This window comes from Neorhizobium sp. P12A (assembly GCF_008365395.1).
In the GTDB taxonomy this organism is placed as follows: domain Bacteria; phylum Pseudomonadota; class Alphaproteobacteria; order Rhizobiales; family Rhizobiaceae; genus Rhizobium.
On the sequence record NZ_QOVX01000017.1, the window covers coordinates 11,781 to 33,257 of the forward strand.

The 21,477-nt window shown below is 61.9% G+C and carries 26 protein-coding genes and 1 riboswitch; of the genes, 11 read left to right on the top strand and 15 right to left on the bottom strand.

Going from position 1 to position 21,477, the window contains the following annotated elements:
* From DTW90_RS28940 to DTW90_RS28960, 5 genes are all read right to left on the bottom strand, one after another.
* The gene (locus tag DTW90_RS28940) at nucleotides 1-426 is read right to left on the bottom strand and encodes a hypothetical protein (protein ID WP_149342840.1); all 426 of its coding nucleotides are present in this window, start codon (nucleotides 424-426) and stop codon (nucleotides 1-3) included.
* Entirely contained in the window at nucleotides 423-1,475 is a 1,053-nt protein-coding gene (locus tag DTW90_RS28945) for an aldo/keto reductase (RefSeq protein ID WP_149342842.1), read from the bottom strand. Before DTW90_RS28945 ends, DTW90_RS28940 begins: the two co-directional genes overlap by 4 nt.
* Before the next feature lie 219 nt (nucleotides 1,476-1,694).
* Nucleotides 1,695-2,042 carry a TIGR04076 family protein gene (locus tag DTW90_RS28950; RefSeq protein ID WP_149342844.1) on the bottom strand — a complete coding sequence of 116 codons (348 nt, stop codon included), beginning with the start codon at nucleotides 2,040-2,042 and terminating at the stop codon, nucleotides 1,695-1,697.
* Between the two features lies 1 nt (nucleotide 2,043).
* Nucleotides 2,044-2,532: a DUF3830 family protein gene (locus tag DTW90_RS28955; RefSeq protein WP_149342845.1), complete on the bottom strand. Its 489-nt coding sequence runs from the start codon at nucleotides 2,530-2,532 to the stop codon at nucleotides 2,044-2,046.
* 7 nt (nucleotides 2,533-2,539) lie between these two features.
* Nucleotides 2,540-3,268 (bottom strand): GntR family transcriptional regulator, encoded by a 729-nt coding sequence (locus DTW90_RS28960; protein WP_149342847.1) that lies wholly within the window; start codon nucleotides 3,266-3,268, stop codon nucleotides 2,540-2,542.
* Nucleotides 3,269-3,401: 133 nt separating this feature from the next.
* Here DTW90_RS28960 and DTW90_RS28965 point away from each other — a divergent pair, with 133 nt between their 5' ends.
* From DTW90_RS28965 to DTW90_RS28985, 5 genes are read left to right on the top strand one after another with little or no spacing between them, the layout of a single operon-like run.
* The gene (locus tag DTW90_RS28965; RefSeq protein ID WP_149342849.1) at nucleotides 3,402-4,202 is read left to right on the top strand and encodes an ABC transporter ATP-binding protein; all 801 of its coding nucleotides are present in this window, start codon (nucleotides 3,402-3,404) and stop codon (nucleotides 4,200-4,202) included.
* A gap of 11 nt (nucleotides 4,203-4,213) precedes the next feature.
* The gene (locus DTW90_RS28970) at nucleotides 4,214-4,975 is read left to right on the top strand and encodes an ABC transporter ATP-binding protein (protein WP_132525320.1); all 762 of its coding nucleotides are present in this window, start codon (nucleotides 4,214-4,216) and stop codon (nucleotides 4,973-4,975) included.
* Entirely contained in the window at nucleotides 4,972-5,880 is a 909-nt protein-coding gene (locus DTW90_RS28975; protein WP_132525138.1) for a branched-chain amino acid ABC transporter permease, read from the top strand. The genes DTW90_RS28970 and DTW90_RS28975 overlap by 4 nt, the downstream gene beginning before the upstream one ends.
* Nucleotides 5,877-6,863, top strand: a complete 987-nt coding sequence (locus DTW90_RS28980) for a branched-chain amino acid ABC transporter permease (RefSeq protein WP_165927893.1) — start codon at nucleotides 5,877-5,879, stop codon at nucleotides 6,861-6,863. The genes DTW90_RS28975 and DTW90_RS28980 overlap by 4 nt, the downstream gene beginning before the upstream one ends.
* Nucleotides 6,860-8,167 (top strand): FAD-dependent oxidoreductase, encoded by a 1,308-nt coding sequence (locus DTW90_RS28985; protein ID WP_149342850.1) that lies wholly within the window; start codon nucleotides 6,860-6,862, stop codon nucleotides 8,165-8,167. The genes DTW90_RS28980 and DTW90_RS28985 overlap by 4 nt, the downstream gene beginning before the upstream one ends.
* A 187-nt stretch (nucleotides 8,168-8,354) precedes the next feature.
* Here the strand turns inward: DTW90_RS28985 and DTW90_RS28990 are convergent, their stop codons facing one another.
* The 4 genes from DTW90_RS28990 to DTW90_RS29005 form a co-directional block, all read right to left on the bottom strand.
* On the bottom strand, nucleotides 8,355-9,071 hold the full coding sequence (locus DTW90_RS28990; RefSeq protein WP_132525135.1) for a Bax inhibitor-1/YccA family protein: 717 nt from the start codon (nucleotides 9,069-9,071) through the stop codon (nucleotides 8,355-8,357).
* A 21-nt stretch (nucleotides 9,072-9,092) separates the two neighbouring features.
* Nucleotides 9,093-9,857 (bottom strand): anti-sigma factor, encoded by a 765-nt coding sequence (locus tag DTW90_RS28995; protein WP_149342852.1) that lies wholly within the window; start codon nucleotides 9,855-9,857, stop codon nucleotides 9,093-9,095.
* Nucleotides 9,844-10,383, bottom strand: a complete 540-nt coding sequence (locus DTW90_RS29000; RefSeq protein WP_149342854.1) for a sigma-70 family RNA polymerase sigma factor — start codon at nucleotides 10,381-10,383, stop codon at nucleotides 9,844-9,846. Before DTW90_RS29000 ends, DTW90_RS28995 begins: the two co-directional genes overlap by 14 nt.
* 98 nt (nucleotides 10,384-10,481) lie before the next feature.
* Nucleotides 10,482-11,405 carry a bestrophin family protein gene (locus DTW90_RS29005; RefSeq protein WP_149342856.1) on the bottom strand — a complete coding sequence of 308 codons (924 nt, stop codon included), beginning with the start codon at nucleotides 11,403-11,405 and terminating at the stop codon, nucleotides 10,482-10,484.
* Nucleotides 11,406-11,679: 274 nt separating this feature from the next.
* On the opposite strand from DTW90_RS29005, the gene DTW90_RS29010 reads away from it, so the two are divergent.
* Nucleotides 11,680-12,102, top strand: a complete 423-nt coding sequence (locus DTW90_RS29010) for an NUDIX domain-containing protein (RefSeq protein WP_149342858.1) — start codon at nucleotides 11,680-11,682, stop codon at nucleotides 12,100-12,102.
* Between the two features lie 7 nt (nucleotides 12,103-12,109).
* Here DTW90_RS29010 and msrA read toward each other — a convergent pair whose 3' ends face one another.
* The 3 genes from msrA to msrB are packed head-to-tail and all read right to left on the bottom strand — an operon-like array spanning nucleotide 12,110 to nucleotide 15,334.
* Nucleotides 12,110-12,859, bottom strand: a complete 750-nt coding sequence (gene msrA, locus DTW90_RS29015) for a peptide-methionine (S)-S-oxide reductase MsrA (RefSeq protein WP_149342860.1) — start codon at nucleotides 12,857-12,859, stop codon at nucleotides 12,110-12,112.
* 12 nt (nucleotides 12,860-12,871) lie between these two features.
* Nucleotides 12,872-14,812, bottom strand: coding sequence for a cytochrome c biogenesis protein DipZ (locus DTW90_RS29020; RefSeq protein ID WP_149342862.1), 1,941 nt, complete (start codon nucleotides 14,810-14,812; stop codon nucleotides 12,872-12,874).
* A 21-nt stretch (nucleotides 14,813-14,833) separates the two neighbouring features.
* Complete coding sequence (gene msrB, locus DTW90_RS29025) at nucleotides 14,834-15,334, bottom strand: peptide-methionine (R)-S-oxide reductase MsrB (protein ID WP_149342864.1); 501 nt, start codon at nucleotides 15,332-15,334, stop codon at nucleotides 14,834-14,836.
* Between the two features lie 354 nt (nucleotides 15,335-15,688).
* Here msrB and DTW90_RS29030 point away from each other — a divergent pair, with 354 nt between their 5' ends.
* Complete coding sequence (locus tag DTW90_RS29030) at nucleotides 15,689-16,471, top strand: SDR family NAD(P)-dependent oxidoreductase (protein ID WP_149342866.1); 783 nt, start codon at nucleotides 15,689-15,691, stop codon at nucleotides 16,469-16,471.
* Between the two features lie 14 nt (nucleotides 16,472-16,485).
* Here the strand turns inward: DTW90_RS29030 and DTW90_RS29035 are convergent, their stop codons facing one another.
* Together DTW90_RS29035 and DTW90_RS29040 are read right to left on the bottom strand one after the other, a co-directional pair.
* Entirely contained in the window at nucleotides 16,486-16,695 is a 210-nt protein-coding gene (locus tag DTW90_RS29035; protein WP_132525117.1) for a SlyX family protein, read from the bottom strand.
* A 64-nt stretch (nucleotides 16,696-16,759) separates the two neighbouring features.
* The gene (locus DTW90_RS29040; RefSeq protein WP_149342868.1) at nucleotides 16,760-17,035 is read right to left on the bottom strand and encodes a hypothetical protein; all 276 of its coding nucleotides are present in this window, start codon (nucleotides 17,033-17,035) and stop codon (nucleotides 16,760-16,762) included.
* Between the two features lie 181 nt (nucleotides 17,036-17,216).
* Nucleotides 17,217-17,313, top strand: a riboswitch (TPP riboswitch).
* Nucleotides 17,314-17,365: 52 nt separating this feature from the next.
* Here DTW90_RS29040 and thiM point away from each other — a divergent pair.
* From thiM to DTW90_RS29060, 4 genes are read left to right on the top strand one after another with little or no spacing between them, the layout of a single operon-like run.
* A complete protein-coding gene (gene thiM, locus DTW90_RS29045; RefSeq protein ID WP_246665096.1) occupies nucleotides 17,366-18,169 on the top strand; it encodes a hydroxyethylthiazole kinase in 804 nt (267 codons plus the stop codon).
* Nucleotides 18,166-18,801 carry a thiamine phosphate synthase gene (thiE, locus tag DTW90_RS29050; RefSeq protein ID WP_149342870.1) on the top strand — a complete coding sequence of 212 codons (636 nt, stop codon included), beginning with the start codon at nucleotides 18,166-18,168 and terminating at the stop codon, nucleotides 18,799-18,801. Before thiM ends, thiE begins: the two co-directional genes overlap by 4 nt.
* Complete coding sequence (gene thiD, locus DTW90_RS29055) at nucleotides 18,798-19,619, top strand: bifunctional hydroxymethylpyrimidine kinase/phosphomethylpyrimidine kinase (protein ID WP_132525109.1); 822 nt, start codon at nucleotides 18,798-18,800, stop codon at nucleotides 19,617-19,619. Before thiE ends, thiD begins: the two co-directional genes overlap by 4 nt.
* Nucleotides 19,616-20,380 (top strand): 3-oxoacyl-ACP reductase, encoded by a 765-nt coding sequence (locus DTW90_RS29060; RefSeq protein WP_132525107.1) that lies wholly within the window; start codon nucleotides 19,616-19,618, stop codon nucleotides 20,378-20,380. The genes thiD and DTW90_RS29060 overlap by 4 nt, the downstream gene beginning before the upstream one ends.
* A gap of 6 nt (nucleotides 20,381-20,386) precedes the next feature.
* Here the strand turns inward: DTW90_RS29060 and ugpC are convergent, their stop codons facing one another.
* Nucleotides 20,387-21,457: a sn-glycerol-3-phosphate ABC transporter ATP-binding protein UgpC gene (gene ugpC, locus DTW90_RS29065; RefSeq protein WP_132525105.1), complete on the bottom strand. Its 1,071-nt coding sequence runs from the start codon at nucleotides 21,455-21,457 to the stop codon at nucleotides 20,387-20,389.
* Between the last annotated feature and the right edge of the window lie 20 nt (nucleotides 21,458-21,477).

The following is a 21,477-nucleotide window of genomic DNA, read 5'->3' on the forward strand; positions in this document are numbered from 1 at the left end:
TCAGGTCTCAGGCATCTGCAGCCAGGTTTCCTGCAGATGCTGCCATTCGACGCCTTCAGGCGCCGATGAACTCGCGGTGAAAAGCGCACTCGCCTGGCGCCGGCTTTTCTGGCCGGACCGTACCTGCGCCTCCACATAGGTCACCATGATCGCGTTGCCTGCCTCCCAGCGGGAACGGATGTCCTCGATCGCAATGGCGAAATCGCCATTGTAGGTCGCCCGGTTTCCCCGGATCAACGCGATCGTCTCGGCGCGGTCGAACAGCTTGCCCGTCGGCGGGATCATGTGGAAATCCTGCCCGAATACGCGCTCGCAGCGATCGAAATCGACGGCATCAGCGGTCGCGGCATCATACCACTCCACGAAGAAGCGGTGAAAGGCGATGATTTCCGCCTGCGCGCGTTCGAAAAGCGATCCTTGGTTCATACCCTGCCATTATTGAGGTTGTAGTGCATGATCGATCCGTGGCGTCCCGTGCGGTCGCGCTCCAGCGTGTAGACATCGCCTACCGGCCCTTTGCTTTCAGCGATGATATCCGCGATCTCGCGACGATCCTGCTCAGTCAGCTCAAGGTCCATGATTTTGGCATTGGCGAGCGCATGCGCCTGATTGCGCGCACCGACGATGACAGCGGCGACCAGCGGCTGTTCGAGAACCCAGGAACTGGCGGCGGTCGCGATATCGACGCCGTGGCGGTCTCCAATGCTCTTCAATGTCCTCAGCAGCGACTGGAACAGATCCCAGCCACCGAAATCATCGATGATGAGCTTGTACTTGACGAGCGAGCGGTTCTCGAGCGGCATGTCAGGCTCCGGCTGACCGAGCCATCTGTCACTGAGGAAGCCGCCGGCGACAGAGCCGTAGCAGAGGAACTTGATGCCGTTCTGGCTCGCAAGCTCAGCAAGGCTGTTGAGCGGGCGCTGATCGAGAACGGAATATTGCAGTTGCTGGCTGACCAGCGGAATGCCGGCGTCGAGCATCTGCCGGATGCGAGGCGTGTCGAAATTGGTCGTGCCGACATTGCGCACCTTGCCCTCGTCGCGCATCTCGGCAAGCCAGCCGAGCGCATCGATATAGCCGGTATGCGCATAGTCCCACCAATGGAACTGCACGAGGTCCAGCCGCTCCGTCTTCAGTCTACGCAAGGACTGCTCGACGATCCCGCGAATATAGTCGCGATTGATATCGGCGAGCTTTTCGAGGTCAGGCACCAGCTTGGTGTGGACATGCATTTGCGCAGCGAGATCAGCGCCCCGCTCGTCTTGCAACCGTTGCCGCGCCTCGCCGATCAGTTCCTCGACACCGGTATAGATGTCGGCGCAGTCATAGGTCCGGATACCTGCATCGAAGGCGGCGATGAGATCGGTGACGGCCTGGCCCCGATCGATCTCTCCGTGCCCGCCGGCCAGCTGCCAGCCACCGCGAATGACGCGGGAGATCGTGTAACATGGGGTGAGTTCGTAAGTCTTGCTCATGTCATGCGGCTTTCGGTGTGTCTGGAAATTCGGTCGTTTGAAGCAAGCAGCCCCTCATCCACCTGCCGTCACCTTCTCCCTGAGGGGAGAAGAGACTTGCAGCACTGCCGCAGCTTTTCATAAATGCAGAGTGAGGAGCGAAGTCCGCGCGGCATTCCCTTCTCCCTTTCGGGGAGAAGGTGACGGCAGCCGGATGACGGGGCTTCGCGCACAACATCTCTATTCGTCCCCACCGCTGGGCAAAGGCACCGCCGTCGTCTCCGCATGGCTGAACCGCCGCGTCCCCGTCCTGACAATCCGCAGCCGGCTCGCGCAGTTCGGATCCGGACAGGCGATCTCGGCATCCGACGTCATCCAGTCATTCCTGTGCGTCGGCCGCTGCTTGGCCGCCAGCAGCGGCAGCACGGCCGAAATCGAATAGATCGAGAACCCCTGCCCGGCTGGCAGCGACAGCATCTCACCCTTCAGCTCGAAGTAATCGCCCGCCTTGGCGCCGCAATAGATCGGCTTGCCCTCGGGGATCACTGCCTCCACACGCAGGTCGAAGAGCTCGAAACTATCGTCCATCTCAAATCTCCGTGCGCTCGAACGTCACGTCACAGGCGCCGTTGCGACGGATGACGCCGCAGGCGCTGGCGAAATGTTCGCGCTCCTCGGGCCTGACCTGCGCCACCACGCTGCCGGCGAGCCAGCCGATCGGGAACAGCAGCCGCGCGCCCTGGCCATAGAACAGACCGATATCGAAGATGGCGTTGGGATTGCCGCCCCACATGCGCGGCGGCACATAGCTCAGCACGATATCGCCCGGCTGCGGCGTTAGCGTCGCATTCTCAGCCGGCAAGGCATTGGCGTAGGCCGCACCTTCCAGATGCGCCGGCGGGATCGGGCAGGAGATTTCCGGTCCAGTCCACATGGCATGGATGCCTGGCACGATGCGCGCATCGGACAGGTAGTCCCAGAAAAAGGCGGCATTGTCCGGCGCCTTGCCGTCCAGCAAGGGTGCGATCACCGAGAGGCCGGAACGCGGTTCTGTTATCTTGATGGCGCGCTGGCTCATGAGAGGGTCAATCCTTGTTAGCTTCGGCTTGCAGCTTGTTGCGCAGGAAGGCGAAGGGGCGGCTGATATCGGCGACCAGCGCCTCGCGCGCGGCCTGCGCGTCCTGCGCCGCGATCGCCTTGACGATGCTGCGGTGATAATGGGCGGTGTCGATCTCGCCCGCGTCGGAGAAGGCATAGATGGCGACGCGGATGCACGGGCCGGATTGCAGCCAGAGGCTTTCGATCATCGGGATGAGCACGGCAGATCCGCAGGCTCGATAGATCTCGAAATGGAAGCTCTGGTTGAGCGTGACCTCGCGGTCGACATCCTTCTTGTGCTTCAGCGCCCGCATCTCGTCCCACTCGCCGAGCAGGCCCTCGATCGCGGTAATCTGGCGCGCCGTCATGCGGGTGGCGGCAAGCGCGATCGCCTCGCCTTCGATCAGGATGCGCGCACGCAGGAGATCGTCCATGCGCTCCAGCGTAATCGGCGGCACACGCACCGAGCGATTGGGCAGCGCCTCCAGCGCTTTCTCGGTGATCAGCCGCCCGAGCGCCTCGCGCACCGGCATGGTGCTCGTGACGAGCGCATCGGCAAGACCGCGGATTGTCAGGACCTGACTAGGCTCGAACAGGCCGCCGATCAGCGCACGGCGCAGCTCGGAATAGACGCGGTCCTGCACTGTCTCACGGCCGACAGGCGCGAGCTGCGAGGCTATGGGATCGTTGATTTTCTCGACTGCAGCCTTTTGCATTTTCGTCCCGTTTTGGGGTGTTCCCGTTTTTGGCTTGCGGAAGCGAGTAAAGCTGATTAGCGTGATCAATGCAAGTGTGATCACAAATCAAAAATCAGGAAGCGGCAATGACCGTTTTCGACCAGAGGGATCCATGATTACGACTTCCGAACGGCAGGGGGAGGATGCCCATATGCCCGTTCTGACGGCGAAAAACGTCGTGCGGCGCTTCGGCGGCATCGCGGCCGTCAACGACGTCTCATTCGATGTCCGCAAAGGTGAAATCCTCGGACTGATCGGGCCGAACGGCGCCGGCAAGACGACGATGTTCGACCTTCTGGCCGGCAGTGTCGCGCCATCGAGCGGCGAGATCGCGCTGAATGGCACGCTGGTCTCGGGCGAGTCCGCCCATCGCCGCATCGGCAGGGGCCTCGGCCGCACCTTTCAGATCCCTCGCCCCTTTCCCAATCTGACGCTGATCGAAAACGTGATGCTCGCCGCCCAGAAACAGGCCGGCGAGCGGCTTCTCTCCAATTTCCTGCAGCCCTGGAAGGTCGCGGCGGAGGAGAAGGCAGCCCATGAGAAGGCCATGGACCTGCTCGATCTCGTCAAACTCACCCACCTCGCCGATGAGCCTGCCCGCGTTCTGTCCGGCGGCCAGCGCAAGCTGCTGGAGCTGGCGCGCGTCATGATGGCCGATCCCGCGATCATTCTTCTCGACGAGCCGGCGGCCGGCGTGAACGCCACGCTGCTCGAAACCATCATCGATCGTATCCGCGACATCAACGCCCGCGGCATCACCTTCCTGCTCATCGAGCACAATATCGACATGGTGACGCGGCTCTGCCATCGCGTCCTCGTCATGGCGAGCGGCCAGCTGCTCTGCGAGGGCACCGCCGAGGAAGTGGCCCGCGATCCGCGCGTCATCGAAGCCTATCTCGGAGGGGCGGCATGATGGGACCGGATATGAGCGAACCCGTCCTCCTCGTCCGCGATCTCGTCGCCGGCTACGAGCCCGGCGTGCCGATCGTTCGCGGCGCCTCGATCACGGTCAACAAGGGCGAGATCGTCGTCGTTCTGGGTCCTAACGGTGCCGGCAAGTCGAGCTTCATCAAGGCGATCGCCGGCCTCGTGCCAGTCACATCTGGCAGCGTTGTGCTCGACGGCAAGGAGATCACGACTGCGCCGGCCCATAGCATGGTCCGCCTCGGCCTCGCCTTCGTGCCGCAAACGGAAAACGTCTTCCCTCTGATGTCGGTCGAGGACAATCTGAAGGTCGCGGGCGGGATATTGAAGCCAAAGGAAATCCCCGGCCGCATCGAGGAAATGTATGCGACCTTCCCCGATCTCGCCCGCCATCGCCGCATCGCCGCCGGCAATCTCTCGGGTGGTCAGCGGCAGATGCTCGCCGTCGCCCGCGCCCTGATCGTCCACCCGAAGGTTCTCGTTCTCGACGAGCCATCGGCAGGGCTTTCCCCGAAATTCGTCTCCATGGTGTTCGAGATGCTGGCCGATATCCGTAAATCCGGCGTCACGATCCTGCTGGTCGAACAGAATGCCAAGGCAGCACTCGCGATCGGCGACCGCGCCTATGTTCTCGTCGAGGGCAAGGATAGGCACGAGGGCGTCGCCTCCGAACTCTGGAACGACCCCGTGGTCGCCGAACTCTATCTCGGCCAGCGCCCGGCGCGTAAGGCAGCGGATACGAAGACCGGGGGTGCGGCATGAACCTGCAATTCGTCGTCGATGGCCTGTTGACGGGATCGATGATCGGGCTCGGCGCGATCGGGGTCACGCTCACCTATTCGATCCTGCGCTTTTCCAATTTCGCCCATGGCGATTTCATGGCCTGGGGCACCTATGCGACGCTGACCATCGTCAGCGCCATCGGCGCGCTCTTCGGCAAGATCGCGCCGATCGGCAAGCTCTCCTTCGGTTGGCCGCTGATCGTGGCTCTAATCCTCGGCATGGCGATCACCGGCTTGCTGGCCTTGGCGCTGGACAAGGTGCTGTTTGCCCGGCTCAGGGCCAAGGGACAGTCGATCATCGTCGTCATGGCAAGCTTTGGCGCCTCCATGGCGCTGCGCAGCCTGCTCGAATTCATCTTCACCTCGCGGCCGACTTATTTCAGCCGTGCCATCCAGATTGCCATGCCCGTCGGCTTCGGTATTCGCATCACACCTGACCAGATCGCGCTGCTCATCCTGACGGCCATCCTCGTTTTCGGCGTCCACATGCTGATGACGCGCACGCAGACCGGCCGCTCCATGCAAGCGCTGAGCCAGAACCCGGCGCTTGCCCGCGTCGTCGGCATCGATGTCGCCAAGGTCGTGCGTGTCACCTGGCTGATCGGCGGCGGGCTTGCCTGCGTTGCCGGCGTCATGATCGGCGTTCTCGTGCAGATCCGGCCGCTGATGGGCTTCGACATGCTCTTGCCGATGTTTGCGGCAGCCATCCTCGGCGGCATCGGCAGTGTTCCCGGCGCCGTGCTCGGCGGCCTTATCATCGGGTTGGCGGAATCCGGCGCGGTGCAACTGATCGGCGCCGAATGGCGCGCCGCCGTCTCCTTCATCATCCTGATGGCGGTGCTGTTCGTCCGGCCGATCGGCCTTTTCGGAGTGAAGGAACGATGATCGATATCTTCGGCTATGGCGCCTTCTTCCTGACGACGGCGCTGATCTTTTCGCTGATCACGCTCGGGCTGAACCTGCAATGGGGTCTGACCGGCCTCTTCAATGTCGGCCTCGCCGGCTTCGTCGCGATTGGCGCCTATACGTCGGCGCTGCTGACGACGCCGGATACGGCAAACCGCCTCGGCGGCTTCGACATGCCCGTCCTCATCGGCTGGCTCGGCGCCATGGTGGTCGCGGGTATTGCCGCCGCCATCGTCGGGGCGGCGACGCTGCGTCTGAAATCGGATTATCTCGCCATCACCACCTTCGGCGTCGCGGTCGTCGTCCAGCTTGTCGCGCTGAATGCGCAGATGCTCACGGGCGGTCCCTTCGGCATCGGCTTCATTCCGCGGCCCTTCGCCGGCCTCGCCGAGACGCCCGTTCTCTTCAACCTTTCGAACCTAGCCATCGTCGCAGCCGTCACGCTCGTCGTTTATTTTGCGCTGGAGCACCTGGCACATAGTCCCTGGGGCCGGGTGCTGAAGGCGCTGCGGGAGGACGAGCGCGCCGCGATCTCGCTCGGCAAGAGCGCCCGCTTCTACCGCGTCCAGGCCTTTGCCGTCGGCGGCGCCATCATGGGGCTTGCCGGCGCGGTGCAGGCGCATTTCATCGGCTTCATCGCCCCCGACAACTACGTTCCGACTCTGACCTTCCAGGTCTGGGTCATGTTGATCGTCGGCGGTTCTGGCAGCAACAAGGGCGCTGTCATCGGCAGCATCCTCGTCTGGGCGATCTGGGCCGGCTCCGGCGCGCTGACGAGCGTGCTCTTCACGCCCGAGCAGCAGGCGCGCGCCGCATCGCTGCAGATCGTCGCGATCGGCGTGATGCTCTGCGTCATCCTGCTCGTGCGCCCGAACGGCATTTTTGGCGACATTCCGCGCCGGCCGCGCTTCGGCAAGAAGCAGGCGAAGGCCTTGCCCGACGAGAGCGGCGCCACGCAATGAATGCCTCCATCCGGCCCACCGGCCAAAATCTATCGCTCTGGCATGCGGTCGGACGCAACCGCAAGGCCCGCCCATCCCTGCAGGAAAACCTAGATGCGGACCTTGCCGTCATAGGCGGCGGCTTCTCCGGCCTCTCGACGGCGCTGCATGCCGCCGAAAAAGGCCTGTCGGTCGTTATTCTCGAGGCTGAGATCATCGCTTGGGGTGCGACGGGACGGAACGCCGGCTTCGTGGTGCCGAATTTCGCCAAGATGGATCCGGACAACATCGTCGCCCATCTCGGGCCGGAGCACGGCGAACGGCTGATCCGCATGGCAGCCGGCAGCGGCGACCTCGTCTTCGATCTCATCAGGCATCATGGCATTGAATGCGCCGCGGCCCAGAGCGGCTGGATACAGCCCGCGCATTCGGCGGCCGCTTTCGAAAAGGTGAAATCCCGTGCCGGACAATGGGCACGGCGAGGTCGGCCGGCCGTCGTGCTGAGCCGAGAGGAGATACGCGACGCGACAGGCGTCGACGGTTATTTCGGCGGATGGACGGACAAATCGGGCGGCGTTATCAATCCGGTCGAATATGCCCGCGGCCTTGCCGCCGCCGCCGAAAAGGCGGGGGCCGCCATCTTCGAGCGCTCGGCCGTCCAATCGATCAGCCGCAACAGTGATCGATGGAATATCCGAGCCACCCAGGGAACCGTCCGGGCAGCGAAGGTCGTCCTCGCAACCAATGCCTATGGCGGCTGGCTTACTCCAGGATTGGCCCAGACTTATTTTCCGCTGAAAGTCTTCCAGATCGCCACGGAACCATTGCCGGCTGCGGTGCGCAATCGCCTGCTGCCGGACGGTCAATGCGTCTCGGATACCCGTCGAAATCTCTTCACCTTCCGCTTCGATGCCGACAACAGGCTGATTACTGGCGGAATGCATATCGTCGGCCCAGGCGCCGAAGAGCGCGTGCCGCAGGCAATCCATCGCCGCCTGGCACGCCATCTCGATTTGAAGGATCTGCCGCCGATCGAATACAGCTGGTCGGGGATCGCAGCTGTCGAGCCGGATTTCCTGGCCCATCTCGTCGATCTCGGTCCCGGCATGATCGCGGGCTTTGCCTGCAACGGTCGCGGTATCGCGATGACGACGGCAATGGGGCGTGTGCTCGCCGACTGGGCGGCAGGTGTCGATCCCAAGGATCTTCCCATCCCCTTTGCGCCGCCTGCGCCGATCCCGTTTCACACATTGATGCGCCATGCGCCGAATGCGTTGCTCCCATGGAGCATGCTGCGCGATCGGCTGGATGCACGCAGCCTCTAAAGCAATTCCAGCAAAAGTGTGACGCGGTTTTGCGTCCGGAATTGCGTCAAATCAAAGAGATAGAGCGTTTCCGCGATTCGAAGAAAAGCGGAAACGCTTAGGTCTTCCTTAAATAAATGGTACCCGCGGGCCTGTCATGAAACCCGCGGGCACCCAAGCGTCTCCCGGCCCCACGAAGGAGACGCTATTACTCCCTCTCCCCTGTGAAGTTGAGGAGAAGCTGAAAGATATTCACGAAGTTCAGGTAGAGCGACAGCGCACCGAATACGGCCAGCTTCTGCTGCGACTCCTGGCTATAATTCTCGGCATACTGCTCCTTGATATTCTGCGTATCCCAGGCCGTCAGACCGACGAAGACGAGGATGCCGATGATCGAGATCGCAAACTGCAGCGCGCTGGAACCCAGGAAGATATTGACGACGCTGGCAATGATGACGCCGATCAGGCCCATCATCAGGAACGAACCGAAATTCGCGAGGTCCCGCTTCGTCGTATAGCCGTAGAGGCTAGTCGCGCCGAACATGGTCGCAGCGATGAAGAAGGTCCGTGCGATGCTCGTGCCGGTAAAGACAAGGAACACCGAGGCGAGCGAAAGCCCCATGACCGCGCAGAAGGCCCAGAACATCATCTGTGCCGCCCCCGCCGACATCGACTGGATGCGGAAGGAGAAGAACAACACGAAGGCTAGCGGCGCCAGCATCACCACCCATTTCAGCGGCGACGAGAAGATCGGTACGTAGAGCGCCGGCGTCGTGCCGACGACAAAGGCGACAAGGCCGGTCAGCACTAGGCCAATGCCCATGTAGTTGTAGACGCGCAGCATGTGCTTGCGCAGCCCTTCGTCGAGGAGCGCCTGTGAACCGCCTGCGGCGCCGTAGCCATATCGCTGATCTGTCTGGTTCATGGTGTTCTCCCTTACCTCAGACTAGTAGAGAGTGCGGGCCAACTGCCCCGCCTCGCTATCGAGATTGCTGGATTTGCCGTCGGCGATCAGCACGTAAGCGACTTCGCCGATCCGCCAGTAGGCAGCCTGCACGCCGTCGAGGGCGACATGAGCGACCTTCTCGACGGAAAAACTTCCCGGTCGCACCGCAAACAGCGACAGCCGCTCGCCCCTTCCGGTAATGGCCAGTTCGACGCTTGGCCCGAATTCAGACGGATAGATCTGCGCGTCCGAGACCACCCAATCGCGGGGCAGATCGGGCAGGACAATTCCCGTCGCTGCGCGAATCTCGTCTGGATTGTAGGCGGCCGTCGCACTTGGCTCGGCCCGCTCGCGCATCTCGGTCGTCCGGTAGGCACGCGCCGCGTCTTCCACGAAGGCAGGCGGCCGCGTTGAAGCGACAACCTCGGTCGCCGTAAAGGCGCCAAGAGGCGAATGCGCAACCCAGCCCACCGTGACCAGAACCGCAACTGCAGCAATCCGCTGAATGGTGCTCAGCACGCGTCCATAGGAAAGGCCGCGCTCCAGCCGCCTGGCGGCCTCACGTGTCTCCGCACGACCCGCAGGCACTTCGCCCGCCAGCGCCAGGCGCAATTCACCACGGATGCTTAAATCTGCCATGACCTTGGCAGCGGTGGCCGGATTTTCGGAAAGGTAGGATTCCACCTCGATCCGCCGCGTCACATCCAGTTCGCCGTCGACATAGGCATCGAGATCGGCATCAATGATCGGATCAACGATTTTCATGATCGTTTCCTCCGATAAGCCGAAGATGCGTTACCGACGACGTTTCGTTCTCGAACTCACGCAGTTGTGCCCGCGCCCGCGATATCCGCGACATCAGCGTGCCGACCGGAATGCCAAGTGCCGATGCTGCCTCCTGATAGGACAAATCTTCGATCGCAACGAGATGCAGCGCCTCGCGCTGTTCCTCGGGCAGACTGAAGAATGCGTCCCGAATCTGCTTCAGGCGCACCGCATGATCCTGTCCAGCAGGCATTGAGGGTTCCATCTCGACTGCGGCCTCGTCATGCCGGCGCGACATGGACCGCGCCTTGCGGAGCCTGTCGATATGGGCATTGTGCACAATGGACAAAAGCCAGGTGCGCAGGTTTGCACCGCGCCGGAAGGTCGACTTGCGCTCGTAGGCCTTAACCAGCGCGTCGTGCACCAGATCCTCGGCTTCGTCCGCATTGCGGACAAGCGAGCGGGCGTATCGTCTCAGCGAACCGAGCTGCCCCAAAACATCGAATGTCCGTTCTTTGCGTTCCATGCACCAATATACGGATGCAGCGCGGATCTTATTCCATGGGTCTCGGAAAATTTTTCAGAAAATAATCGCCGCTTTCGCGGAAGCGAGATTCTGCGGGATCACATCAGGATAAAATCCTTGGGCTGCGGCAGAGGCGGCAGATCGGTCTCGCCCATCGCTTCGCGCAGGTTGATCTCGATCGTATCGGCAAGCGCGCCGATCGGCAGGGCGTTCAGTTGATTGCCGAACGGGTCCTCCAGCTCGTCCCCAAGTGCATCCAGCCCGAAGAAAGTGTAGGCGACCAGCGCCGTGACAAAGGGCGTTCCCCAGCCGAGGCTGTCGACGAAGCCGAAAGGAAGCAGGAAGCAGAAAAGATAGGCCGTACGGTGGAGAAGCAGCGTATAGCCGAACGGCAAAGGCGTGCTGCGAATGCGCTCGCAGGCGGCCTGCACCGCGCCGATCTGCCCCACGCTTGCATCCAGCAGCTGATATTGAATGTCGCTGATCCGGTTGTCCGCCTTCAGCCGGGCGAGATCGGCCGACATCAACCGCAGCAGCAGATCGGGAGGATTGCGCGCGGCACGATAGAGGCCGAAAGTTCCCTCGTCGAGATGCCGGGCAACCTTGTCGTCGTTCCCGCCAGGCCTCAGGTGGCAGACGAGTGCCTGCGAAAAAGCAATCGTCAACCGCAACAGTCCTTGGCGAGCGGCTATTCCTGCCTCCCCCGATGTCTCGAGCAGCAGGGTCTGGCGTGCAAAGCCACGCGCAACGAAGATGAGTTGTCCCCAATCCTTGCGCGCTTCCCACCAGCGGTCGTAGCAGGCGTTGTTGCGGAAGCCGAGGAAGATCGAAAGCGCAATGCCGAGCAGCGCGAAAGGCCCGCTATTGAGGGAGAGGATGACGCCCGGCCTCTCCTCATGTCCGGTGACGATTGCGACCGAGAGCAGGAAGATCACGATGATCTGCGGCAATATGCGCAGGACGATCGAACCGCGAACGATGAAAAAAAGCTGCAGCAGGCTGGGCCGCGGACGGACGATCATGAATGGCGCTCGTAATGCAAATTTCGGTCCTCAGACCCATACATCAAATAAATCCGCCTCAGGCATCGATCTTTACACAGGCCGTCCTGCGCAACGCGCATTGCTTCGCCGGCTCTTCAAAAGATTATCACAATTCAACTTTAGACACGGCAGAATTGGTATTCGAATAATAGAATTAGTAGTAGTCCCGCGTTCAGTAACAGCATAAGTCGTGGCCACGTCGACGCCTATCCGAGCGCCAGCCATATCCTATTTCTTCACGGAGAAACGACAAATGAGCACGATCAGGATCGCCGCAGCACTCGTCGTCGAGAAGAATGGGGAAACCTTGCTCGTCCGCAAGCGCGGCACCGGCATATTCATGCAGCCCGGCGGCAAGATCGAGCCCGGTGAAAGCTCTCTGCAGGCGCTGGTGCGCGAATTGAAGGAAGAGATCGGCCTCGATATCGATCCGGAAACGGCGCTCTTCCTCGGCCGTTTCGAAGCAGCCGCCGCCAACGAGCCGGACCATGTTGTCGAAGCGGAAGTGTTCCGCGTCGATGTCGACGGCCATACTATTCAGCCGACGGCGGAAATCGAGGAAGCTCGCTGGATATCCGTCCGCGAGCCGACGGATATACCGATGGCGCCGCTGACGGAGCACCTTATTCTGCCCTTTTACCGGCAGACGCTGTCTGCCGGTAGGGCTCAGGAGTGACGGCTATTCAGTTGGCCGAAGCACTGGCTTCGACCAGAACCGGATTGGCCCGATAATCGCCAGGGAACATCTTCTTCAGGTTCTCGATCTTCGGCAGATCGTTGATGACGATGTAGGGATAGCTCGGATGCGTCGTCAGGAAATCCTGATGATAATCTTCCGCCGCATAGAACATCCGTTCGGGCTCGATCTTTGTCACGATCGCCGCATCAAAGACGCGGGCATGGTTGAGCTGATCGATATAGGCCTTGGCGACTCGCGCCTGGTCGGCACTGGTCGGGAAGATCGCAGAGCGGTACTGCGTACCTTCGTCCGGCCCCTGGTAATTCAGCTCCGTCGGGTCATGAGCGACGGAGAAGTAGATCTGCAACAGGTGGCCGAAACTGACCTTCTTCGGATCGAAGACGACCTTGACCGATTCTGCATGGCCGGTCGTGCCCGTGCTCACCATTTCATAGTGAGCGGCATCCTTGCCGCCCCCGGCATAGCCTGAGGTGGCGCTGACGACGCCGTTTACGTGCTGGAAGACGCCCTGCACGCCCCAGAAGCAACCGCCGGCCAGAACCACGGTTTCGTTGCCGGCACCCGGTGCTTCGTCGGTCGTCGGTGCCGGAATGGCGCGTGCATCCTCGGCGGAAGCGCGCGTGGTGAACTGAAACGCGACGCCCGCCAAAAGCAACGCACCCAGTGCGAAGGCAGCCGGCCGTGCGGCACGCGATACGGTCTTGCGAAGTCTATTCTCCGATGAGCTGTTCATGATGATCTCCTCTCAGCCGAAGGTGAATGCAAAGGCCTGGACACCTGGATCCAGGAACTTGATTTCAAACGTGTGGTCCTCGACCGGGCCGCTTTGGCGGACCAGCTGGTAGAGCCGTTGGCCGGTAACGGTGCCGTTGCCGTCGGCGTCGGTATCGACGCCATGATTGTCGCCCGGCGCCTTGCCATCGACCGTCACCTGGAAGCGCACCGGCTTGCCATCCGCGCCGGGGCCGAGAACCAGATGCAGGTCACGGGCGTGGAAGCGGTAGTAGATGCTGCCATCGGCGTCGTTGAGCGCACCCTGTTCGGAGCCGACCGTCCAGTTGCCGGTCAATCCCCATTCGTTCAGCCGCGGCGTCTCTGCGACATAGCTATGGGCCGCATCATTCACCGTACCCTCTGCGCCGACGAAATTCTGCGAACGCGCGTAGCCGACATAAGTCTCCGGCGATTGCACATCCGCTTCGTCGGATGCGGCCTGGGCACCCGATGCCTTCACATCGACCACATCCTTGGCAACGTTGGTCTTGCCGGCTTCCGCCAGAAGCTGCTGGATGACATGCTCGGACTCGTCGTAGCTGCCTTCACCGAAATGATGGTGCCGCACACGACCCTGCGCGTCGATGAAATAATGCGCCGGCCAGTATTCGTTGTCGAATGCGCGCCAGATCGCATAATTGTTGTCGACTGCAACAGGATAGGTGATGCCAAGGTCGCCAATCGCCTTCTTGACGTTGTCGACATTCTTCTCGAAGGCAAACTCCGGCGAATGCACGCCGATCACCACGAGACCCTGGTCCTTGTACTTCTCGGCCCAGGCTTTGACATAGGGAATGGCGCGTATGCAGTTGATGCAGGAATAGGTCCAAAAGTCGACGAGGACGACCTTGCCCTTCAGCGATTCAGCCGTCAGCGGTGGTGAATTCAGCCACTGCACCGCGCCGTCGAATTTCGGCGTGGTCGGCTCGACCGGCAGTGCATCGGCAGCCGCCTGCGGCGTGCCCTTCATCATCATGGCGTTCGAGCCGCTCATCATGGCAGGGTTGGCCGCCATCATCATCTGACCACCGTCACCGGACTTGTTGTCGCCCGCCTGATTGTCACCGCTCTTCATCATCATCTGATTGTTTGCGCTCATCATGGCGTCGCCGCCGTTCATGACGACCGACGACTTCATTGCCCCACTCTGGGCTCCCGCCATGGCCTGGTCGCCGCCCGGCTGCGCATGGAAGCGATCGACGAGGTTCTGCTCCAGCGAAGCGGTGCTGGCGAGCGATGCCTGTGTCAGGAAACCGGTGTCGAGGCCCAAACCGATGGCGACCACGGCGACGAGGACAAGAACGCCGAGGCCGCGGCGAACCCATTCGCCGACGCCAAGCGAATTCTTCATCACTTGATAGACACGGCCACCGATCAGAAGCGCCAGGCAAAGCGACGTGGCCGCACCCAGCGCATAGGCAAGCAGCAGCAGCGTCGTACCGACGCTCGCGCCCTGAAGCGCAGCGCCCGTCAGGATCAGGCCGAGAACCGGGCCGGCACAGGGCGCCCAGAGCAGACCGGTCGCGACACCGAGCAGCAGCGAGGCGATGATCGTCGAGCCGCCGCTACGGGCACTCTTGTCAGCAGATTGCGATAGCTGCGCACCGAGGGAGACGAGTGGCCGCGTCAGATAATCCGACAGCGCCGGGAAAAGCAGAATGATGCCGAAGACGGCGAGCAGCGCCATCGCGGCGTAGCGGCCATACTCATTGGCTTCTACCGCCCAGCCGCCGCCAACGGCAGCAAGGGTTGCGACAGCTGCGAAGGTTGCGGCCATGCCGACCAGCATCGGCAGCGTGCTGCGCAGGAAAGGTTGGCCGGCCCGTGCAAAAACGAAAGGCAGGACCGGCAGGATGCACGGGCTGACAATCGTCAGCACGCCGCCCAGATAGGCAAGGACGAACAGCAACATGATATCTGATCTTTCCAGCGATTAGGCCGAGACTGTATGGAACGTCATGGCGACGCCGTTCATGCAGTAGCGCAATCCGGTCGGCTTCGGGCCGTCGTTGAAGACGTGGCCAAGATGCCCGCCGCAGCGGCTGCAATGCACCGCATCACGCACCATGCCGTAGGATGTATCCCGCGTCGTGCCGACAGCACCATCAATCGGCGCCCAGAAGCTCGGCCAGCCCGTGCCGCTGTCGAACTTCGTCGTCGAGGAAAAAGCGTCCTGCTGGCAACCTGCGCAGGCAAAATTGCCCTTGCGTTCCTCATGCAGGAGCGGGCTCGTGAAGGGACGCTCGGTCCCCTCCTGGCGCAAAACCTCGAACTGGTCGTCCGTCAGGATTTTGTGCCACTCCTCGTCGCTATGCATGACAGGGAATTTCTCGACCATCTTGGTCGCGGTTGGGCTGCTGTTGCTACCCCAGGCAAAACGGGTCGCCACCACACCAAGTCCGGCGCCCACCAGCAACAAACGTCTGCTCCACATGATCCAAACCTCCTTCAAGGGTTAGGAATATCGGCAACCATCTCGCAATCATGCGTGTCGGACCGATCAGGCCATTTTACAGAGACCGCGAGACATCTTCATCGAGGTAGACAACCGATTGCGGGGAATATTCCCGGCATTTCGAAATTCTTCTCGATTGGCTTGATATCAGCCGCGCGGTTCATTTTCTGTCATTGGGAGTACGCGAGCACGACCGCATTTGTTACACAACTGCATGTGAAACACTAAATTGTGATGGCGGGCCCGCGCAGATCCGGAAAACCGCCGGTCGGCCAAGGGGAACAATCTTCCCGCGCTCCGGTTGCCTCGACGACGAACAGGCGGGAGAGCGCAATGGAACTGTCCGGAAAAGTCGCATTGGTCACAGGCGGAGCCTCGGGCATCGGCAAGGCCTCGTCTCTGCTTCTTGCCGCCGAGGGAGCAAGTGTCGGCGTATTGGGCCATACGGCGGCCGAAGCCGAAGAGGTTGCGGCGCATATCCGCGACAGCGGTGGCACCGCAATTCCTTTGATCGCCGATGTGTCCGACGAGGCAAGCATGAGCAATGCGGTCGATCAGTTGGTTCATTCGTTCGGAAGCCTTGATGTGGTTCTGGCCAATGCCGGAATCAATGGCGTTTGGGCGCCGATCGATGACCTGAAACCGGATGAATGGGACAAAACCATCGCGGTCAACTTGCGCGGCACCTATCTGACGATCCACCTAGCTGTTCCATACCTGAAGGCAAAAGGCGGCGGCTCGATCATCGTCACCTCCTCAATCAACGGTACCCGGACCTTCACGACCGCCGGCGCAACCGCTTATTCGGCAACGAAGGCGGCACAGGTGGCGATGGTGCAGCAACTCGCCCTCGAATTGGGCAAGCATCATATCCGCATCAACGCCATCTGCCCCGGCGCCATCGAAACCCGGATTTCCGACAATACTTTCAAGCGCAATCAAGCGGAGGCCGACGTCCCGGCGGTATATCCCGAGGGTGAAATTCCGCTGACATCAGGAAAATCCGGCACCGCCGAGGAGGTTGCCGAAGCCGTCCTCTTCCTTGCCTCCGACCGTTCCCGTCACATCACGGGAACACCGATCTGGATCGACGGCGGCCAGAGCCTGTTGCGGTAGGCCGAAAGATCAAATCAATAGTGCGGCGGCTTGGTGATGGCAGGCGCCTCCAGCGACTGCTCTTCCAGATTAAGGAACCGCTCGGTCAACCGGTCAAGCTTTGCCCGCGTCTGCTCGACCACCTTCCATTGCTCCGCAAGCTGATCGGAAAGTTCGTCGATTGTCTTTGCCTGATGTGCCAGGATCTCCTCAAGCGCGTCGATACGGCTTCGTTCGTCCGACATCGGAACTCCTTCTCGGTAAGGCGGAAAATTTTGCAGTGGGGATAACAGATAATTCCGCAAAAGTTTAGCCGACGAGATGCCTGATGACGCCTCCAAGCCAACGTATCTCCTCGCCGAATGCGCTGACAAGCGCGTAGGCGTACCAGAGGAAAAACAGGGATGAGAGCTGGATCAGGAATGGCGCCAGCCGCGCACCGCTTTTGACATCAGGCAGCAATCCGAAGTTTTCGTGCACAAAGGCCTGAAAGCTCCTGGGGCGCAACAGCGTCCACAGCGCCAGAAATGAGATGGCGACGCAGATCAGGATCTGGACGGCAAGGATTAACAGGCCACGTGTCATAGGTCTTCTCGCCGGAATTCATGCGCAAAGCCACGTAGTCGCTGCCGTATAAGTTTTCGAGATGGGGATGCGCTGCTTTTTATCAGAAAAGAATGAAGGGCTGGCCTCGATTAAGTCCACGGTCCCGGCCCGTGATACGATTTCAGATGACATGGCGTCATTTCTCTGCAACATGAATGATGATGAGAGACAGGGGCGTCCGTCGCAAGACGGGCTGAGATGCACCCTTCGAACCTGAACCGGATAATGCCGGCGGAGGGAGTCGCTCGGGCCTTTTCGCAGCATTCGCGCATTCGCCCCCGCGTCGCCCCTCCGCATGAAAGGGGCAATATGGATACGACAAAGACTTCGGGCGCGATGCTGACAGCGATGCGGCAGACTGTTCCGCTCGTGCAATGCATCACCAATTACGTGGCGATGAACATTGCCGCCAACGTCATGCTCGCGGCCGGCGCCTCGCCGGCCATGGTGCATGCCGAGGAAGAGGCGGGCGAATTCGCCGCCATATCCGGTGCGCTGACGATCAATATCGGTACGCTTTCGACGTCCTGGCTTGCCGGCATGCGCGCAGCCGCCAAATCCGCCAACCAGTCGCGGAAGCCCTGGGTTCTCGATCCCGTCGCCCACTATGCGACGGACTTCCGTCGCGCTGCGGTCGCGGAACTGATGGAACTGCGGCCAACGATCGTCCGCGGCAATGCCTCGGAGATCATCGCGCTTGCCGGCGGAGCGAGCAAAGGCCAGGGCGTCGACAGCCGCGACCCGGTCGAGCAGGCCGAGGAATCGGCGATACTCCTGGCGAAACGCCACGAAACCGTGGTCGCTGCGACAGGCGCTGTGGATTTCGTGACCGACGGAGAACGTGCTGTCAGGATCACTGGCGGCTCGCCGCTGATGCCTGAAGTGACGGCGCTCGGCTGCTCGCTGACCTGCCTCGTCGGCGCCTTTGCCGCAACGAGCCCCAACGATCCCTTCGCCGCGACCGTCGGTGCACTTGCGACCTTTGCATCGGCGGGAGAGACCGCCGGACGGCAGGCTGAGGGCCCCGGCTCCTTCTCCTGGCGTTTCCTCGATGCGTTGAAATCGCTGGATGGCCGCACGCTCGACAGCGAAGCAAGGGTGTCGGCGGCATGAGCAGTTTCGATCTGTCCCTCTATCTCGTCCTCGATCCGGATCTCTGCGCCGGGACGGGCATGGTCGAGACGACGCGGGCGGCCGTTGCCGGCGGCGCGACCATCGTGCAGTTGCGCGACAAGGATGCTGACACCGCTAGCCGCATTGCAACGGGCCGCGCCTTGAAAATGGTGCTGCAGGGAACGGGTGCGAAGCTCATCGTCAACGACGATGTCGAAGCGGCAATCGCGATCGGCGCCGATGGCATCCACATCGGCCAGGAAGACATGGATGCCCGAACCGCCCGAAATCTCATCGGCCCCGACATGATCCTCGGCCTGTCCGTCGAGACCCTGGCGCTTGCGGAAGCGGTCGATCCGATGCTGGTAGACTATGTCGGCATCGGCCCGGTCTTTGCGACGCCGACCAAGCCCGACCATAAGCAGCCGATCGGCTTCGACGGGCTGGCGCGCCTGGTCGCGGTCAGTCCGGTGCCATCGGTTGCCATTGGCGGACTGAAGGCGGAACATACGGCAGCGGTGCTTGCCGCCGGCGCGCAAGGACTGGCCGTCGTCTCGGCCATCTGTGGCACCCCCGATCCCGAAACCGCCACTTTGCGCATTGCCGAGGAAATTAGGAAGGCGCGTTCATGATCAGGAACGTTCTCTCAATCGCCGGCTCCGATCCATCAGGTGGAGCGGGAATCCAGGCCGATCTGAAGGCCTTCTCAGCACGCGGCGTCTATGGCATGGCGGTATTGACCGCACTGACCGCGCAAAACACGCAAGGCGTCTTCGGTGTGCATCTTGTGCCGCCAGAGTTTGTGGCCGATCAGATCAAGACCGTCTTTGCCGACGTGCGGGTCGATGCCGTGAAGATCGGCATGATCGCCAATGCCGGCATTGCCGAGGCCATTGCCGATGCACTCGCGCCCCATCGTGGCGTCCCCGTCGTGCTCGATCCGGTCATGGTCGCCAAGGGTGGCGCCTCCCTGCTTGCGACCGCTGCGGTCGCTGCCCTGACCAGCCGCCTTCTGCCGCTTGCAACGGTCCTGACGCCCAACCTGCCGGAAGCCGCCGCCCTGCTACATGAGCCGCTGGCCGAGGACCGCGAGGAGATGGCAAGCCAGGCGCAACACCTTCTCGCCCTCGGGCCAACAAACGTCCTGATCAAGGGCGGGCATCTCGAGACGGAAGAAAGCCCCGATGTGCTCGCCTCCGCAGCGGGCCTTACCTGGTTCGAAGGACGCCGGATCCCGACCCATAACACCCACGGCACGGGATGTACCCTGTCGAGCGCGATCGCCGCGGAACTCGCGAAGGGACTGACCCCACCGGAAGCGGTGGCAATAGCCAAGCGCTACCTTGCGGGTGCGGTGGCCGAGGCAGATGAGCTATCCGTGGGCTCGGGCCACGGGCCGGTGCAGCATTTTCATGGGCTTTGGAAAGACATGGAAGGGATGAAGAAATGAGCATGCCGCTGAGCAAGCAGATCGTCCTGGTCACCGGCGCCGGCCGCGGTTTCGGCGCAGCCATCGCTGCAGCCTTCGCCCGCGAGGGCGCCCGTGTCGCGATCAACTATCGCAACAGCCGCGAGGGAGCGGAAACGCTTGCCGCCGAACTCGGAGAACATTCCCGCACGTTCCAAGCGGATATTCGCGACAAAGACGAAGTGACCCGCCTGGTCGCCGACGTCACATCGGCCTTCGGTGCCCCGACCACGGTCGTGCACAATGCTCTGGCCGATTTCACCTTCAACGGCGATGCGCGGCCCAAGCTCGATACGCTGAGCTGGGAAGAGATGACCGCTCATTTGGAGACGGCGCTCAAGGGTGCGCTCAACCTGATACAGGCAGTGCGGCCCGGAATGGAGAAGGCGGGCTTCGGCCGCGTCATTACGATCGGCACGAATCTCGTCCAGAATCCGGTTGTCCCCTACCACGATTATACCGCCGCGAAAGGCGCCCTGCTGGCCCTGACCCGCACCGCCGCTGCCGAACTCGGCCCGCTGGGGATCACGGTCAACATGGTCTCGGGCGGCCTGCTGCGGACGACCGACGCCAGCAGCGCGACGCCGCAGGCCGTATTCGATCTGATCGCCGACAGCACGCCGCTGCGCAAGGTCACGACGCCGGAAGAGGCGGCCGATGCCGTGCTCTTCTTCGCCAGCCCCTGGGCCCGCGCCGTGACAGGCCAGAACCTGATCGTCGACGGCGGGCTTGTCTTCGGTTGACCGGATCTATAGCGCGAGGCCGCTTGCCCCGTCGAAGACGTAGACCTGTTCGGCATTGACCGCGACGTTGAGCGGCGCGCCATAGCGAACCGGCAGGTCGCCGTCCACAACGGCGGTGACCTGTTCTCCGGCCAGCTCGAAAAGCACATGCGTCTGCGCGCCTGTCGGCTCGACCAGCAGGGTCTGGCCCGTTAACGGCGAGCCGGTCCCGGCCGGATTGAGATGTTCCGGTCTCAGGCCCACTTTTACGGACTGGCCAGACTTCACTTTTCGATCGACGCCGATCCGGATCGGCGTCCCGTCCTTCAGGCGCACGGCGGGCGAACCGTCGACGCCATCGACGACGCCCTCCAGCACGTTCATTGCCGGCGAACCGATGAAACCCGCGACAAAGAGATTGGCCGGTTGACGGTAAAGCTCGATCGGCGTGCCCTGCTGCTCGATCTTGCCATGGTTAAGAACGACGATCCGGTCGGCAAGCGTCATGGCCTCGATCTGGTCATGGGTGACATAGATCGAGGTCGTCTGGACCTTCTGGTGCAAGGCCTTGATCTCCGAGCGCATCTGCACGCGCAGCTTCGCGTCGAGGTTCGACAACGGCTCGTCGAACAGGAAGACGGCGGGATTGCGCACGACGGCGCGGCCCATGGCGACGCGCTGGCGCTGGCCGCCGGAAAGCTGCGCCGGCTTGCGGTCGAGAAGATTGGTAAGGTCGAGCATGCGCGCCGCCTCGTTGACGCGCTTGGCGATATTGTCCTTGCTTTCGCCTGAGAGCTTCAGATTGAAGCCCATGTTCTCGGCGACGGTCATGTGCGGATAGAGCGCGTAGGACTGGAAGACCATTGCGATATTGCGCTCGCGCGGCGTCATGGAATTGACCACCTGCCCGCCGATCATGACGTCGCCCTCGGTGATTTCCTCGAGGCCGGCGATCATCCGCAAAAGGGTAGACTTGCCGCAGCCCGACGGCCCCACGAGCGCAATGAACTCGCCATCCTCGATCGCAAGCGACACGCCATGGATGACCGGCAAGGCGCCATAATGCTTACGGATGTTCTGCAGTTCGACGGATGCCATGCTGTTTACTCCGATATCGA

Excerpts from the sequence above, each read along its gene's own strand:
- DTW90_RS29040 (WP_149342868.1), bottom strand. The coding sequence starts at position 17,035 with ATGACACGTGGCCTGTTAATCCTTGCCGTCCAGATCCTGATCTGCGTC.
- DTW90_RS28940 (WP_149342840.1), bottom strand. The coding sequence starts at position 426 with ATGAACCAAGGATCGCTTTTCGAACGCGCGCAGGCGGAAATCATCGCC.
- DTW90_RS28950 (WP_149342844.1), bottom strand. The coding sequence starts at position 2,042 with ATGGACGATAGTTTCGAGCTCTTCGACCTGCGTGTGGAGGCAGTGATC.
- thiD (WP_132525109.1), top strand. The coding sequence starts at position 18,798 with ATGATCAGGAACGTTCTCTCAATCGCCGGCTCCGATCCATCAGGTGGA.
- DTW90_RS28960 (WP_149342847.1), bottom strand. The coding sequence starts at position 3,268 with ATGCAAAAGGCTGCAGTCGAGAAAATCAACGATCCCATAGCCTCGCAG.
- DTW90_RS28975 (WP_132525138.1), top strand. The coding sequence starts at position 4,972 with ATGAACCTGCAATTCGTCGTCGATGGCCTGTTGACGGGATCGATGATC.
- DTW90_RS28965 (WP_149342849.1), top strand. The coding sequence starts at position 3,402 with ATGATTACGACTTCCGAACGGCAGGGGGAGGATGCCCATATGCCCGTT.
- DTW90_RS28955 (WP_149342845.1), bottom strand. The coding sequence starts at position 2,532 with ATGAGCCAGCGCGCCATCAAGATAACAGAACCGCGTTCCGGCCTCTCG.
- DTW90_RS29030 (WP_149342866.1), top strand. The coding sequence starts at position 15,689 with ATGGAACTGTCCGGAAAAGTCGCATTGGTCACAGGCGGAGCCTCGGGC.
- DTW90_RS29035 (WP_132525117.1), bottom strand. The coding sequence starts at position 16,695 with ATGTCGGACGAACGAAGCCGTATCGACGCGCTTGAGGAGATCCTGGCA.
- DTW90_RS29005 (WP_149342856.1), bottom strand. The coding sequence starts at position 11,405 with ATGATCGTCCGTCCGCGGCCCAGCCTGCTGCAGCTTTTTTTCATCGTT.
- DTW90_RS28970 (WP_132525320.1), top strand. The coding sequence starts at position 4,214 with ATGAGCGAACCCGTCCTCCTCGTCCGCGATCTCGTCGCCGGCTACGAG.
- ugpC (WP_132525105.1), bottom strand. The coding sequence starts at position 21,457 with ATGGCATCCGTCGAACTGCAGAACATCCGTAAGCATTATGGCGCCTTG.
- DTW90_RS29060 (WP_132525107.1), top strand. The coding sequence starts at position 19,616 with ATGAGCATGCCGCTGAGCAAGCAGATCGTCCTGGTCACCGGCGCCGGC.
- DTW90_RS29010 (WP_149342858.1), top strand. The coding sequence starts at position 11,680 with ATGAGCACGATCAGGATCGCCGCAGCACTCGTCGTCGAGAAGAATGGG.
- DTW90_RS28945 (WP_149342842.1), bottom strand. The coding sequence starts at position 1,475 with ATGAGCAAGACTTACGAACTCACCCCATGTTACACGATCTCCCGCGTC.
- msrB (WP_149342864.1), bottom strand. The coding sequence starts at position 15,334 with ATGTGGAGCAGACGTTTGTTGCTGGTGGGCGCCGGACTTGGTGTGGTG.
- DTW90_RS28995 (WP_149342852.1), bottom strand. The coding sequence starts at position 9,857 with ATGAAAATCGTTGATCCGATCATTGATGCCGATCTCGATGCCTATGTC.
- thiE (WP_149342870.1), top strand. The coding sequence starts at position 18,166 with ATGAGCAGTTTCGATCTGTCCCTCTATCTCGTCCTCGATCCGGATCTC.
- DTW90_RS28985 (WP_149342850.1), top strand. The coding sequence starts at position 6,860 with ATGAATGCCTCCATCCGGCCCACCGGCCAAAATCTATCGCTCTGGCAT.
- DTW90_RS29020 (WP_149342862.1), bottom strand. The coding sequence starts at position 14,812 with ATGTTGCTGTTCGTCCTTGCCTATCTGGGCGGCGTGCTGACGATTGTC.
- DTW90_RS29000 (WP_149342854.1), bottom strand. The coding sequence starts at position 10,383 with ATGGAACGCAAAGAACGGACATTCGATGTTTTGGGGCAGCTCGGTTCG.
- msrA (WP_149342860.1), bottom strand. The coding sequence starts at position 12,859 with ATGAACAGCTCATCGGAGAATAGACTTCGCAAGACCGTATCGCGTGCC.
- DTW90_RS28990 (WP_132525135.1), bottom strand. The coding sequence starts at position 9,071 with ATGAACCAGACAGATCAGCGATATGGCTACGGCGCCGCAGGCGGTTCA.
- DTW90_RS28980 (WP_165927893.1), top strand. The coding sequence starts at position 5,877 with ATGATCGATATCTTCGGCTATGGCGCCTTCTTCCTGACGACGGCGCTG.
- thiM (WP_246665096.1), top strand. The coding sequence starts at position 17,366 with ATGGATACGACAAAGACTTCGGGCGCGATGCTGACAGCGATGCGGCAG.